Source organism: Parendozoicomonas sp. Alg238-R29, from assembly GCF_947331445.1.
In the GTDB taxonomy this organism is placed as follows: Bacteria; Pseudomonadota; Gammaproteobacteria; order Pseudomonadales; family Endozoicomonadaceae; genus Sansalvadorimonas.
In genome coordinates this window covers 30,422-44,852 of the sequence record NZ_CAMZOG010000019.1, presented here as the reverse complement: position 1 = coordinate 44,852, position 14,431 = coordinate 30,422, and the positions used below count along the sequence as shown (strand labels likewise).

Genomic DNA, 14,431 nt, shown 5'->3' with positions numbered 1-14,431 from the left:
CGTGCTGTACCTTCGTGAGGATTTCCAGAAAGCCTGGAAGGATGTTGACCCGTTTGAAAAAGTCGAGCAGTTAGACGGAGAAATCTTCCGTCAGTTGGAGGCTCGTAAAACCCTGCGATTTGAACAGGATGACAAAAGCTTCTTTGTGAAAATACACAGAGGAGTAGGCTGGAAAGAAATTATTGAAAACTACATTCGTTTCCGCAAACCTGTCCTCGGGGCGGAAAACGAATATCTCGCCATCAAAAAACTGGAGTCCCTTGGTATTGATACCATGACAGCCGTCGCTTATGGCAAAAGGGGCTGCAACCCGGCAAAACAAAACTCCTTTATTGTGACTGAAGATCTGGTTAACACTATAAGTTTGGAAGACTTTTGTGCGGACTGGTTAAAACAGCCACCCGCATTCCGCTTAAAGAAGAAACTGATTGAGAAAGTAGCTGATGTTAGTCGCCTGCTTCATACAAATGGAGTGAATCACCGGGATTACTATATCTGCCACTTCCTGCTGGCTATTCCTGACGGGGTTGAAAATGTTGACCCTGATAACTTTACAGTTTCATTGATTGATCTGCACCGCTCACAGCTCAGGGAAGAAACACCAAGTCGCTGGATTCGTAAAGATATTGTCGGCATTTATCATTCGGCCCTGGACATTGGCCTGACCCGCCGAGACGTTTATCGCTTTATCCGGGTTTATACCGGGCTCCCTCTTCGGGAAGCTTTTAAGCAGTACTACTGGCTCTGGAAAGGGCTGGAAGATAAAGCTCAAAAGCTTTACGACCGAGCCCAGCGCAAGTGGGGAACTCCACAATGAGTCTCCTTAGCAAAACCCGCTGGACTGTTACGCCACAGTATCGAAACACTTCGGTTGGCAATGAATTCTCCTCTCTCGAGAAGGTTCTTTCGCTTCCCATTATTGGCAACCCTGTTACCAACGATTCAGAGAGCACTGTGTTCCGCCACACTGTGGATGGCGAAGTGTTCTACGTAAAGCGTTTCCATGCGACCAAAGGTCTACGCAGCTGGCTAGGAAAAAGTCGTTTGCGTGGAGAGTGGCACAACCTGAAATTGTTTGATCGGCTTGGCATTCCTGCAGCCAAGTTAGCAGCTTATGGAGAAGAGCGTTTTCTTACCCATGCCGGACGGGGTGCACTGATTACAGTTGCCTTACCGAATACCAAAGACCTTGGAACCATGGCCGGGATGAAAGACATCCAGCTTGAAGATCAGGTCTGGATGGATAAAGTCGTTGCCAAAGTTGCAGACTATGCCCGAAAACTTCATGCCTATAACTTTGCCCACAACGATTTCAAATGGCGTAATATTCTCGTAAACGACAATCTTGAAGACCCAGGCGTCTTTATGATCGACTGCCCAACCGGGCAACGCTGGTTTGGCCCTTTCCTGAAATATCGCATCATTAAAGACTTGGCCTGTCTCGACAAAGTCGGTAAATATCAACTTACCCGCACTCAGAGACTGCGCTTTTTCAAGCTCTATCGCCAAATCGACAGGTTAACAGCCAAAGATAAAAAGATGATTCGTCGTATTGTTGCTTTTTTTGAGGGGCGGGAATGACAGAAACCACAAATGCCCCGCTGCCAGCAATTACTGCAAACTCATTGCCTGCGCTGAAAGAAGCTCCTGAAACGCCTTTTCTTTTATCCACCTCCAGTGGGGAACTGACGTGTGAATCTGTTCTCCGCTTTTTGCCTGGAAAGCGTCTGGTTGTTAAAGCCGAGCTAAATGGAAGGAAAGTGGTCACAAAATGCTTTTATGGAGAAAAGGCTGAACGTGACCTCAAACGTGAGCTGGATGGCATTAACGGGTTTATAAACTCTGGAGTCAATACACCTGAACTTGTTGCGCACTGTTCAAATCCAGAACTCAGTATTGCTGCAACGGCATGCCTTGAACCCGTCGAGAGTTTTGAGCAGGTATGGCACAAAGAACTCTCTGACGAAGAGAGAAAACGATGGCTAACTGAAATTGCATGCATACTCGCATCTATGCACAAAGCAGGTGTATGTCAGCACGATATTCACTTGGACAACCTTCTCCTGCACAAAGACGAGCTTTTCCTGATAGATGGTGGAGGAGCAAGAGTTTCCAAGACTCTTCAACCTAAAGACGCTCTTGAAAATCTCGCTCTGTTTCAAGCCGTGCTTTACCCCAAATATGACAAGTTTATTCCTGATTTATGGAGCACCTATGATCAGAAAGTTCCCGTATTTACACAAAAATTTTCACTGAAAAACTTCTCTTTACTTGTTCAGCAAAAGCGAAAATGGCGGGAGCGGTTTGTACAAAAATCTTTGCGCAACTGTACACAGTTCAGAGTTTCCAAAAGCTGGCATGAGTTTCTTTCTGTAAACAAGAGTGAAGACTCACCAGAATTACAGGCTTTACTCGCTAATCCAGAGCCTTATATAGAAGCTGGGACAGTGCTCAAGCGAGGCAAAACCAACACTGTATCTATTGTGACGCTTGATAATGGCATTCAGGTTTTTGTTAAGCGCTATAAGAGCAAGAAAGGTTTTTTGCACAAATATCTACGCTGTCTGACAAGATCACGAGCTCGTATAAGTTGGTTGAATGGACATCTTCTGGACATGCTGGGCGTTAACACACCCACGCCGCTGGCTATGAAAGAAAACCGCTTTGGGCCAATTACCACCTGCAGCTATATTGTTACCCTATTTCAACCATCTCCACACCTTTTGGAATGGTTCATTCAAGAGACACTGCCGGAAAATTGTAAGGACGTCAGAGATGAAGTTGGCGATATGCTCGAAAGCCTGAAACGAGCACTGATTTTTCATGGAGACATGAAGGCAACAAATATTCTTTTGATTAATGGTAAACCGTCATTAATTGATTTGGATGCCATGAAGTCTTATAAAGACCCTAAAAAATTCCGTAAGGTTCATAAACAGGATGTAAAAAGATTTGCTCGCAACTGGGAAAACACACCTAAAGCTGCAGCACTCTTTGAATCTATAATTCGACGCTTATATAGCGATCTGGATACGTAATAAGGAATAATCAATGATCATACTTGGGTTGTCTGGGGCCATTGGTCACGACCCTTCAGCCGCTTTATACATAGACGGCAAACTCGTTGCAGCCGTTGAAGAAGAACGACTGATTCGAGACAAGCACGCAAAAGGCAAGATGCCTTTGGAAGCGACCAAGTTTGTACTGCAGCAGGCTGGAATAAAGCCATCTGATGTAGATATCGTTGCTGTCCCAATGGCACCTATCAGTCTTTCGACTGAAGCACGCTGGCACTACGCCAAGCGCTACTGGTACGCCCCAGATCGCGCCCTGGACGCCCTGTTTAACGGCAATCGCCGCTATCGCCGCTATGTTGGCAACATTCGCACTATGCTCGATAGTTTGGGCTTTGAATGGGGCAAGTTTGAGTTTGAACCCGTTGAACACCATCTGGCACACGCTTCCAGTACTTATCACTTGAGTGGTTTCAAAGAGAAAACCGCAATCATGGGCGTGGATGGCAAAGGTGAATACGCCACTACCTTCTTCGGTTACGGTGAAAACGGCAAGATCCACAAGATCAAGGAATTCTACGACCCAGACTCTCTGGGCGGCCTGTACGGCGCAATCACTGAATACCTCGGTTTCGATATGCTCGACGGTGAGTACAAGGTTATGGGCATGGCGCCTTACGGTGACCCTGACAAATACGACCTCAGTCGCCTGATCGACTTCAACGGTAAAGATTTCAAGATCAACACCAAGCTGGCCAACGTCATCGGCCTGCGACGTTACAAGGAAAACGGTAAAGGTTTCTACTTCACACCAGAACTGATCGAGTGGCTTGGTCCTCGTCGTAAGGGTGATGTCGCTGACGACCCTTACATCCATTACGCAGCCTCCATTCAAGCTCTGTATGAAAAAGTTGTTCTGGGTCTGATGGATTATTATCTCGGCGATATCATCAAGGAAACCGGCAAAATTGCCTTCTCCGGTGGTGGTGCCCTGAATGTTAAGCTGAACCAGAAGATCGTTGCCCGCCCGGAAGTGAAGGAGCTTTTTGTACAACCGGCCTCCGGTGACGCCGGTACTGCAATTGGTGCGGCTGCCTACGTGTCTACAGCCCGAGGAAAAGATGTCGAGAAGATGGAACATGTCTATCTCGGCCCCTCCTTTACCAACGAACAGGTGATTGAAGCCTGCGAAGCTCACGAGGACAAGCCTAAGTTCAAGCAGATCAGTGATGTTCCTCAGAACATTGCCAAAGTTCTGCACGAAGGGAATCCTGTTGCCTGGTTCCAGGGACGTATGGAGTTTGGTCCCCGCGCACTGGGTGGCCGCAGCATTGTTGGCTGTCCAAATCACCCTGGCATCGCCGACCGCATTAACGAACAGATCAAGTTTCGTGAACGCTGGCGCCCATTCTGCCCCAGCATGCTTGAGCGCACTGCTAAAGAGATGTTCAAGGTTGATCACCCCGCGCCATACATGACCTTCACCTTCGAGGTAAACGAAGAGTGGAAAACTCGTGTACCAGAGGTTGTTCACGAAGACGGCACTTCTCGCGCACAAGCACTGAAGCCCGGTATGAATGACCGTTACTACAATCTGATGGAAGAGATGGAAAAACTCACCGGCAATGGTGTGGTACTGAACACATCTCTAAACCGTCGTGGTGAACCGGTTGTCTGCACACCAACTGATGCACTGAATATGTTCTTTGGTTCTGACCTTCAATACCTGATTATGGAAGATATCCTGGTAGTGAAAGACGACTTCCCTGAATACGTGTAATACATATTAGAGATCATAAGTCACAAAAAAGCCCCGAAGTGTTATCACTTCAGGGCTTTTTATTTCTGTTTGCAGATCAAGCGTGTTCGCCAGTTCCGCCAATATGCCCACGGGCGGAAACACAACCTTCCAGAGAGAGTGCATCCTGCACACCGTCTTCAATAACTGCTGAGAACTGTTGCAGTTCATTCAGTGTCATTTCAGAAAGATCCTTCCCTTCATTTAAACCATAAGCCACAGCTTTACCCACAATCTCGTGAGCCTCCCGGAAAGGCACACCTTTTTTCACCAGGTAGTCGGCAAGATCAGTAGCTGTGGCGAAACCTTTCTTGGTAGCAGCTCGCATATTCTCAGGCTTGGACTTGATGTGGGGAATCATATCTGCAAAAGCACGCAAACAGTCTTTGACTGTATCCACGGCATCAAACAGTGGTTCTTTGTCTTCCTGATTGTCTTTGTTGTACGCCAGTGGCTGTCCTTTCATCAAAGTCAGCAAACTCATCAAATGGCCATTCACCCGACCTGTTTTTCCGCGCACTAATTCTGGAACATCAGGGTTCTTTTTCTGCGGCATAATTGAGGAGCCTGTACAGAAACGATCTGGCATTTCAATAAAATCAAATTGTTGGGATGTCCACAGCACCAGCTCTTCCGACATTCTTGAAAGATGGGTCAGGATCAAAGCACTGGCAGAGCAGAACTCAATAGCAAAATCCCGATCACTTACAGAATCGAGAGAGTTTGCTGTCGGCGCATCAAAGCCAAGCAGTTCAGCGGTATAGTTACGATCAATTGGGAAGGTGGTGCCTGCGAGCGCAGCAGATCCTAAAGGGCTCTGATTCATACGCTTACGGCAGTCCTGCATACGGCTGGAGTCTCTTACCAGCATTTCCCGCCAGGCTCTCAAATGATGACCAAAGGTTATTGGCTGCGCCACCTGCAGATGAGTAAAGCCAGGCATAATGGTCTGGTTTTCTTTATCTGCCAGTTCAGCCAAACCATTCTGCAAGCGGCCCAGTTCAACAAGAATGCTGTCTATCTCATCACGCAGCCACAGACGAATATCAGTAGCGACCTGATCATTTCTCGAGCGGCCTGTGTGCAATTTCTTACCGGCAATACCTATTTTCTCTGTCAGGCGAGCCTCGATATTCATATGAATATCTTCCAGGGCTACAGACCATTCAAACTCGCCCCGTTCAATCTCGCCTTCAATGTCAATTAGGCCATTAATAATACTTTCCAGTTCTTCTGCGGTAAGAATGTCCGCTTTATTCAACATACGGGCATGGGCTTTTGAACCCATAATATCGTGGTGATAAAGGCGCTTATCAAAATCAATAGAAGCAGTAAAGCGTGCAACGAATTCGTCAACAGGTTCACTGAACCGACCACCCCATTGCTGATTTGATTTTGCCTTATCGCTCATGACTTCATTGCCCTGTAGTTTGCGCTATTGAAATAATTATCGTGCCATTATACAGCCGCCAGCTTTCTTTCGCTTCCTGAATAGAGGTATAACAGAAGACAAATTCTAATAACCCATGAGAATCTCTTTTTCATGAGCTTGCCAGATAAGGACACCGATAACTTTTTCCTGCCAAACCTCTGCTCTCCACGTGCGGTGTTTCTGCTGGTTGTTATCGCAGAGCTTTTTGTATTGGTACTGGTTCTGGCCTGGACGGGCTCTGGCTCATTTGACTGGAATCGCCTATCGCTCACATCACTGTTTGTTCAGTGGATTGTTCTGGCATCTGCGGCCATTATTTGCGCTCTTAGCCCACTTCTTTACAAAGCCAATCCGGCAGTCATTACAATAGCCTGCTTAATGGTTTGCCTGACTATCACTTCAGCTTTCACATTGATTTCTATCTGGGTAATGGAGAATATTTCTCTTGCTCCACAACCTCTTGGTGTCCCCGTCAGTTTCTGGCAGGAACAAGGGGGGCAACTATTAAGAAACAATATTATTGCGTTAATTATTGGGACAATTGTGCTGCGTTACTTCTTTCTTCAAAAGGAAGTTCTGCGCCAGCAACAGGCTGAGCTGAATTCCCGCATCCAGTCTCTTCATTCTCGCATTCAGCCACATTTTTTGTTTAACAGCATGAATACAATTGCCAGCCTGATAGCAACGCGCCCTACCGTTGCTGAGCAGGTTGTTGAAGATTTAGCAGATTTGTTCCGAGCCAGCCTCGACAAGGCCACCATCATGAACTCTGTTATGGAGGAAGTGGTTTTGGCTGAACAATACCTCCATATCGAGTCATTACGCTTCGGTGACAGGCTTAGTATTCAATGGGATACTGATGTGTGCGATCAGGATATTTTAATCCCAAGGCTCTGCCTGCAACCCATATTAGAGAATGCTGTTTACCATGGCATTCAGCCCGATCCTCGAGGTGGTGAAGTTCACATCACCATCCGTATTGAGAAACAGATCATAACTTTAACCGTACACAATACACTTCCCGAATCAGCTATGGATAACTCTACGTCTGGCAATAAGATCGCCCTCAAAAACATCTCTGACAGGCTACAAGCACTCTACGGAGAGGAATCTGGTTTGCAAACAAGGGTCTTTCAAGGTGACAATCGGAACTGGTTTGAAACAAAACTCTACTGCCCAGTGAACAACAGCTCTACTGTACAAAAGAATTAACAGCAACATATGAGCACACACAACAATATGAAGGTGCTGATTTGTGATGATGAACCCCTCGCCCGTGAACGCATGCACGCCATGCTGGATCGGATAGAGGGTGTCACACCAATCGAAGAAGAGGCGGGAGATGGCAAACAAGCTCTTGAGCTTATCCACCAGTATTCACCTGATATCGTGCTTCTTGATATCAGAATGCCAGGGATGGACGGCCTCAACTGCGCTCAGCAAATTTCCACAATGGACACGCCACCATCGGTTATTTTCTGCACCGCCTACAATGACCATGCACTCGAAGCCTTTAAGGCACAAGCGGTGGACTACCTGCTCAAACCCGTTAGACAAACCCAGTTGGAAGATGCCCTTAATAGAGCGCAGCGCCTGACCCGATCTCAGTTATCTGCGCTCAGCGCAAAACAGAGTGAGGAGAGTGAAGAGCGTCCGTCAACTCAAGATTCCCATATTTCCGCACGAACACGTAAAGGTATTGAGCTGATTCCGATAAACGACATTTCTCTATTTCATGCCGATCATAAGTACGTCACTGTCCTTTACAGTAAGGGTGAAGTTCTCATCGATGAACCTCTCAAAAGTCTTCAGGATCGCCTAGGGGATAACTTTGTGCGCATTCACAGAAATGCACTTGTAGCCCATAACGCTATTGAAAGTTTTAATCGCAACGAACAAGGTTTTTACGAGCTCCAGATCAAGGGCAAGGAAAATCCAATGACGGTTAGCCGCCGCCATGTGTCGTCTGTTCGCAGATTGCTTCAGAACCTCAGTCGCTAGAAATCATCTTAAACCAGAGAACAAAAGGCCGGGCATAAAGCCCGGCAAACACAAGAGAGAAAATCACGACTGTTATGCAGCCTTGTTATCTCCACCCTTTGTGGGTGGTGGGTAGGTTGCGATGATGTTCTCACCATCAACCGATTCCAGTTTTACATCAAAACCCCAGAGATTCTGGATATGCCCCAGAATTTCACTCGTACTCGCATCATCCAGAGGGCAGCGGTTATGCCTGTAATGACGTAGGGTCATTGACCGGTCACCTTTGGTATCCACACTGTACACCTGTATGTTTGGCTCCAGATTGCCCAGGTTATACTGAGCAGCCAGATTCTGGCGAAGTTGTCGGAAGCCCTCATCATTGTGGATAGCCCCCACTTCCAGATAAGGGTTCTCTTCCTTGGTATTGATGGTGAAAAACCGCATATTCCGCATCACCTTGGGCGACAGGTATTGCAGAATGAAACTCTCATCCTTGAAGTTACGCATGGCGTAATCCAACACTTCCACCCAGTTCTCATTGCCAGCAAACTCAGGGAACCAGCGCTTGTCTTCATCAGTAGGATCAAGACAGATACGCTTAATATCCGTGAAGATATTAAAGCCCAGAGTATAAGGATTGATGCCACTGTAACGGGGATCATCAAACTCTGGCTGGAACACAACGTTGGTATGAGACTGCAGGAATTCCAGCATAGTGCCGTCGGTAATCTTGCCCCTCTCGTGCAGTTCATTCATCAGCGTGTAATGCCAGAAGGTTGCCCAGCCCTCGTTCATCACCTTGGTTTGCTTCTGCGGATAGAAATACTGAGCCATCTTCCGCACGATGCGGATTAGCTCACGCTGCCAAGTTTCCAGCAGAGGCGCATGCTTCTCGATAAAGTAGAGAATGTTCTCCTCGGGGTCTTTCGGAAAGCGCTCTTCTACTTTCTCTTCTTTGCGGAATTTCAGAGGAATTGTTGTCCATAAATCGTTCAGCGTACGTTGTATATACTCCTCACGGTCTTTCTGACGGTGCTTTTCCTCATCAGCTGAAAGCGGCACCGGACGTTTATACCGGTTCACACCCTGGCTTTGCAGCGCATGGGCGGCATCCAGCACTTCTTCTACCGCATCAATGCCGTACTTTTCTTCGCACTTGGAGATATAGTTTTTGGCAAACAGCAGGTAGTCGATAATGGAATCTGCATCTGTCCAGGCTTTGAACAGATAGTTTCCCTTGAAGAAAGAGTTATGACCATAACAGGCGTGAGCAATTACCAGCGTCTGCATAGTCATGGAATTCTCTTCCATCAGGTAAGAGATACAGGGGTTGGAGTTAATCACTATCTCGTAGGCCAGCCCCATCTGCCCACGCTGATAACTGTTCTGGTTGGACAGAAAATGTTTACCAAAAGTCCAGTGATTATACATCAGCGGCATGCCCACCGAAGCGTACGCATCCAGCATCTGCTCAGAACTGATCACCTCAATCTGGTTAGGGTAGGTATCCAGACCAAATTCTTCAGCAATCTTGGCAATTTCACTGTCGACGGTTTCCACCAGCTCGAAGCTCCACTCCGACCCGGTAAACAGGGGGGCACTTGATGACTCGGTCATACCGCTGCCTCCTTCTTCTCAAACAGTTCCCGGAATACTGGAAAGATATCTGCCGGACCTTTTATGTGGGCCATGGCAAAATATTCAGGGTGCTCTTTTTCCAGTTTTTTATACTCGTGCCAGAGGTTCTGGTGATGACGATCTGTAATCTCTACATAGGCGTAGTAAGACAGGAACGGCATCAGGTTTTCAGAAATAACCTTGGAACACTTGGGTGAATCCGCTTCCCAGTTGTCTCCATCCGAAGCTTGTGCAACGTAAATGTTGTACTCGTTTGGCTTGTAGCGTTCCTTGATAATTTCGTCGGTCAGCGTAAGCGCTGAAGACACCACCGTGCCACCGGTCTCCCGGGCGTAGAAGAAGTCGTGCTCATCACATTCTTTCGCTTCTGCATGGTGGCGAATGAATACGATTTCTACCTTCTTGTAATTCCTTTGCAGGAACATATACAGCAAGAAGAAGAAACGTTTGGCCATATCCTTTATGTCACGGGTCATGGAGCCGGACACATCCATTACACAAAACATCACCGCACTGCTGGATGGCAGCGGTACTTTAATCAAATTGTTGAATTTGAGATCGAAATCATCAATAAACGGCAGCCGTTTGATTTTCTCATTCAGCTCCTTGATACGAAGTTTGATCTCTTCCGCCCGTGAATGATCAGTATCATCGGGGCTTACTTCCATCTCACGTAACTCGCGTTTAAGCGCACGAATTTCCTTACGATCTTTCCCAGAAAGAGCAATACGCCTGGCATGGGCACCACGCAGTGAACGAATAACGTTCAGCCTGTCTGGCGCGCCAGCACTGGTGTAACCACCACGACGGAAAGCGAATTCATTGGATTCTTTCAGTTCTTTGCGCACCATATTTGGCAGCGCCAGATCATCAAATAAATATTCCAGAAATTCATCCCGGTTTATCTGGAAAACAAAGTCATCAACCCCTTCTCCACCGTCAGAGGCATCGCCGCTACCTGACCCAGAGCCTTTCCCCCCTCCTTTGGGCTTGGGGAACCGGTCTCCTGTCACAAACTCTTTGTTTCCCGGGTGAGTCTGATCTCGATCCCCACCTTCACCGTGATGAAAGAAAGGTTCAGAAAGACTTTTCCGAGAAATGGAGATTTCCTCACCGCTGTCAGTATCGGTGATACTCCTGTTGTTGACCGCGTCGTTCACAGCCTTGCGGATCTGCTGACGGTAGCGGCGCATAAAGCGCTCGCGATTCACCGTGCTTTTCCCTTTACTGTTACGACGGCGGTCTATGATTATGCTGCTCATAAACGCCTCCAGCTTTGTGCTCTGCTAGTTTTTCTAACAGCGGCAGAGCAGGTTGTAACCTGCTCTGCTGCGTTACACATCACTGTTACGCTTACTGTGACTTACGAACCCGGATATACCATTCGCACAACAATCGAACCTGCTTCTCGGTATAACCGTGCTTCATCATCCGCTCCACAAAGTCGTGGTGCTTCTTCTGCTCATCCTGGCTGGACTTGGTATTGAAGCTGATAACCGGCAGCAGATCTTCGGTGTTAGAGAACATTTTCTTCTCAATCACCGCCCGCATCTTCTCGTAGCTCAACCAGCTTGGGTTTCTACCCTCAAGGTTGGCTCGGGTACGCAGGACAAAGTTCACAACTTCGTTACGGAAATCTTTCGGATTAGCAATACCGGCAGGCTTCTCAATTTTCTCCAGCTCATCGTTCAGAGTGCTGCGGTCGAGAATGTGGCCAGTATCAGGATCGCGGAACTCCTGATCCTGAATCCAGAAGTCGGCATAGGTAATATACCGATCAAAGATGTTCTGGCCATACTCGGAGTAGGACTCCAGGTAAGCGGTCTGAATCTCTTTCCCCAGGAACTCCACGTATTTGGGTGCCAGATACTCTTTGATGTAACGCATGTAACGATCATGAGTATCCTGTGGGAACTGCTGTTGCTCGATTTCACGCTCCAGTACATACAACAGATGAACAGGGTTGGCCGCTACTTCCGATGGATCGAAGTTAAATACCTTAGACAAGGTTTTAAAGGCAAAACGGGTAGAGAGACCTTCCATACCTTCATCAACACCGGCTGCATCTTTGTATTCTTGCAAAGACTTGGCATGTGGATCGGTATCTTTCAGGTTCTCACCGTCGTATATCCGCATCTTGGAGTAAGAATTGGAGTTTTCTGGTTCTTTGATACGTGACAGAGTGGTGAACTGCGCCAGCATCTTCAGGGTATCTGGTGCGCAAGGCGCTTGCTTCAGAGAACTGTGCTCCAGCAGTTTCTCGTAAATATGAACTTCTTCACTGATTCGGGTGCAGTAAGGCACCTTCACAATGTTTACACGGTCGATAAAGGCTTCATTGGTCTTATTGTTACGGAATGTCTGCCACTCAGATTCATTGGAGTGGGCCAGCAACACACCTTCAAACGGAATCGCACCAAGGCCTTCAGTACTGTTGTAGTTACCTTCCTGAGTAGCTGTCAGTAACGGGTGTAATACCTTGACCGGGGCCTTGAACATTTCGACGAATTCCATGACGCCCTGATTGGCACGACACAAGGCTCCTGAGAAGCTGTAAGCGTCTGGATCGTCTTGAGAAAATTCTTCCAGCTGTCGGATATCGACCTTACCAACAAGACTTGAGATATCTTGGTTGTTTTCATCGCCCGGCTCCGTTTTGGCTACTGCAATCTGATTGAGAATGCTCGGATAGAGCTTTACAACGCGGAATTGAGAAATATCACCACCATACTCATGAAGCCGTTTCACGGCCCATGGTGACATGATATGCCGCAGGTATCTGCGCGGAATATTATATTCTTCATTGAGAATGACACCGTCTTCAGTGTCATCAAATAAGCCCAGTGGGGACTCAAATACGGGGGAACCTTTAATGGCATAAAAAGGGACTTGCTGGACAAGGGCTTTCAAGCGCTCCGCCAGAGAAGACTTACCCCCACCGACTGGGCCCAGAAGATACAAAATCTGCTTTTTCTCTTCCAAACCCTGAGATGCATGACGGAAATAGGAGACAATCTGTTCGATTGCTTCTTCCATGCCATAGAACTCATCAAAGGTTGGATAACGTTTGATAATTTTGTTGGAGAAGATACGACTCAGCCGCGGGTCTCTGGAAGTATCGACCATCTCAGGTTCACCAATTGCCATCAACATACGCTCAGCGGCGTTGGCATAGGCACCCGGATCTTCTTTACATAAATCCAGATACTCCTGCAGGCTCATTTCTTCCTGCTGCGTAGAGTCAAAACGGTTCTGATAATGCTGAAACAAGGACATACAACCACCCATCTATTGTCGTTTTCTTAAAGTAGACGGCTATCGAGAATACTTTCTAAGTACTTTACATAACTGTGAAGGTTTTCCCGATGTGTGTTCACTCTTGTGCCACCCAAGCGTGCTTTCTTATCTCCTTTTTCAACATGGCAAGACATATCTTTTTTTTCGCACCCATGATGCAAAGTAGGTAGGAACACCTACTAAACTACAAGCGATCCCTGCAAAGAAAAAGACTGTTTCGGTCAAGTATTTTATGTAATATTGGGTCTGTTATGTTTCTTCTCGTCCGAAGCAGGTCTACTGCAAAACAGGCCTTACAGTTACTTGCAGCAACCTATCAAACTTTTCTCTCTGAATTCCTCAGCTAAAATTCAGCCCTTGTTTTTCCTCTGAAAAAAACCGACGATCAGAAAGGTAGCCACACGATAAGCAGGTGATCAGAACAACAATGAACGACACTAAGCTGCTTGTTTTTACCGACCTTGATGGCACTCTGCTTGATCATGACAGCTACACCACAGCTCCTGCCGGTGAGGCTCTTGCGCTGCTGAAAGAGCATCGCATCCCCCTGATATTTAACACCAGTAAAACCAGAGCTGAAGCCGCTCATCTCAGAGAACAACTCGGCAACTCCGATCCTTTCGCTACAGAAAACGGCAGCTGTCTCTCTATTCCTGATCATTATTTTTCTGGGGTTGGCTCCAACGAAACATGCCACACCACAATATTTGGGAGTTTCTACTCTCAAGTCAGACAAGCTCTGTGCAATATTCGCTCGGAGTATGGGTTTGAATTCACTGGTTTTGGCGATATGACAGTCAACGAAGTTTCCGCCTGTACAGGCCTTGACCTGGAAGAATCCGAAAGAGCCAAAGAACGGGATTGTAGCGAACCACTCATCTGGAGCGACTCTGATGAAAATCTCGAACTGTTTCAGCGGCTGTTAACAGCTCGAAATTTACACCTCACTCAAGGGGGGCGATTTCATCACGTTTCCAGTAGTGGAGATAAAGGCCTTGCCGTGAAATGGCTGACCGACCACTTTCGGGGAGAATTTCCTGATACCCAGTTCATCACTATTGGGTTGGGAGATGGCGCGAATGACCTGCCAATGCTTGAAGCTGTTGATTATCCCGTTCTGATTAGCTCTGATCATGGCCACGCACCAAAATGTGGCCATATTAAAAATCTGAAAATAACTGATGCACCCGGACCGGTCGGCTGGAACATAGAAATAATCAAACTGATAAAAGCCTTTCTCTGAAACTGCCCTTCTTGAAGTCACTGGCC

The 14,431-nt window shown here is 47.1% G+C and carries 11 protein-coding genes; 7 read left to right on the top strand and 4 right to left on the bottom strand.

What is annotated here, in order from left to right:
* The first annotated feature begins 1 nt into the window (after position 1).
* From rfaP to QMA35_RS06980, 4 genes are read left to right on the top strand one after another with little or no spacing between them, the layout of a single operon-like run.
* The gene (rfaP, locus tag QMA35_RS06995) at positions 2-817 is read left to right on the top strand and encodes a lipopolysaccharide core heptose(I) kinase RfaP (protein WP_281646425.1); all 816 of its coding nucleotides are present in this window, start codon (positions 2-4) and stop codon (positions 815-817) included.
* On the top strand, positions 814-1,581 hold the full coding sequence (locus tag QMA35_RS06990) for a lipopolysaccharide kinase InaA family protein (protein ID WP_281646424.1): 768 nt from the start codon (positions 814-816) through the stop codon (positions 1,579-1,581). Before rfaP ends, QMA35_RS06990 begins: the two co-directional genes overlap by 4 nt.
* Entirely contained in the window at positions 1,578-3,038 is a 1,461-nt protein-coding gene (locus QMA35_RS06985; protein ID WP_281646423.1) for a lipopolysaccharide kinase InaA family protein, read from the top strand. The genes QMA35_RS06990 and QMA35_RS06985 overlap by 4 nt, the downstream gene beginning before the upstream one ends.
* A gap of 13 nt (positions 3,039-3,051) precedes the next feature.
* The gene (locus QMA35_RS06980) at positions 3,052-4,794 is read left to right on the top strand and encodes a carbamoyltransferase (protein WP_281646422.1); all 1,743 of its coding nucleotides are present in this window, start codon (positions 3,052-3,054) and stop codon (positions 4,792-4,794) included.
* 76 nt (positions 4,795-4,870) lie between these two features.
* Here the strand turns inward: QMA35_RS06980 and argH are convergent, their stop codons facing one another.
* On the bottom strand, positions 4,871-6,223 hold the full coding sequence (gene argH, locus QMA35_RS06975) for an argininosuccinate lyase (protein WP_281646421.1): 1,353 nt from the start codon (positions 6,221-6,223) through the stop codon (positions 4,871-4,873).
* 132 nt (positions 6,224-6,355) lie between these two features.
* Here argH and QMA35_RS06970 point away from each other — a divergent pair, with 132 nt between their 5' ends.
* Together QMA35_RS06970 and QMA35_RS06965 are read left to right on the top strand one after the other, a co-directional pair.
* On the top strand, positions 6,356-7,456 hold the full coding sequence (locus QMA35_RS06970; protein ID WP_281646420.1) for a histidine kinase: 1,101 nt from the start codon (positions 6,356-6,358) through the stop codon (positions 7,454-7,456).
* A gap of 27 nt (positions 7,457-7,483) precedes the next feature.
* Entirely contained in the window at positions 7,484-8,245 is a 762-nt protein-coding gene (locus QMA35_RS06965; protein WP_348650935.1) for a LytTR family DNA-binding domain-containing protein, read from the top strand.
* Positions 8,246-8,317: 72 nt separating this feature from the next.
* On the opposite strand, the gene QMA35_RS06960 is transcribed toward QMA35_RS06965, so the two are convergent.
* The 3 genes from QMA35_RS06960 to QMA35_RS06950 form a co-directional block, all read right to left on the bottom strand.
* Positions 8,318-9,844 (bottom strand): SpoVR family protein, encoded by a 1,527-nt coding sequence (locus tag QMA35_RS06960; RefSeq protein WP_281646418.1) that lies wholly within the window; start codon positions 9,842-9,844, stop codon positions 8,318-8,320.
* Positions 9,841-11,127, bottom strand: coding sequence for a YeaH/YhbH family protein (locus QMA35_RS06955; RefSeq protein ID WP_281646417.1), 1,287 nt, complete (start codon positions 11,125-11,127; stop codon positions 9,841-9,843). The genes QMA35_RS06960 and QMA35_RS06955 overlap by 4 nt, the downstream gene beginning before the upstream one ends.
* A gap of 91 nt (positions 11,128-11,218) precedes the next feature.
* Entirely contained in the window at positions 11,219-13,141 is a 1,923-nt protein-coding gene (locus QMA35_RS06950) for a PrkA family serine protein kinase (protein ID WP_281646416.1), read from the bottom strand.
* A 448-nt stretch (positions 13,142-13,589) separates the two neighbouring features.
* Between QMA35_RS06950 and QMA35_RS06945 the strand changes: the two genes are divergently transcribed.
* A complete protein-coding gene (locus tag QMA35_RS06945) occupies positions 13,590-14,405 on the top strand; it encodes an HAD-IIB family hydrolase (protein WP_281646415.1) in 816 nt (271 codons plus the stop codon).
* The last annotated feature ends 26 nt before the right edge of the window (positions 14,406-14,431 follow it).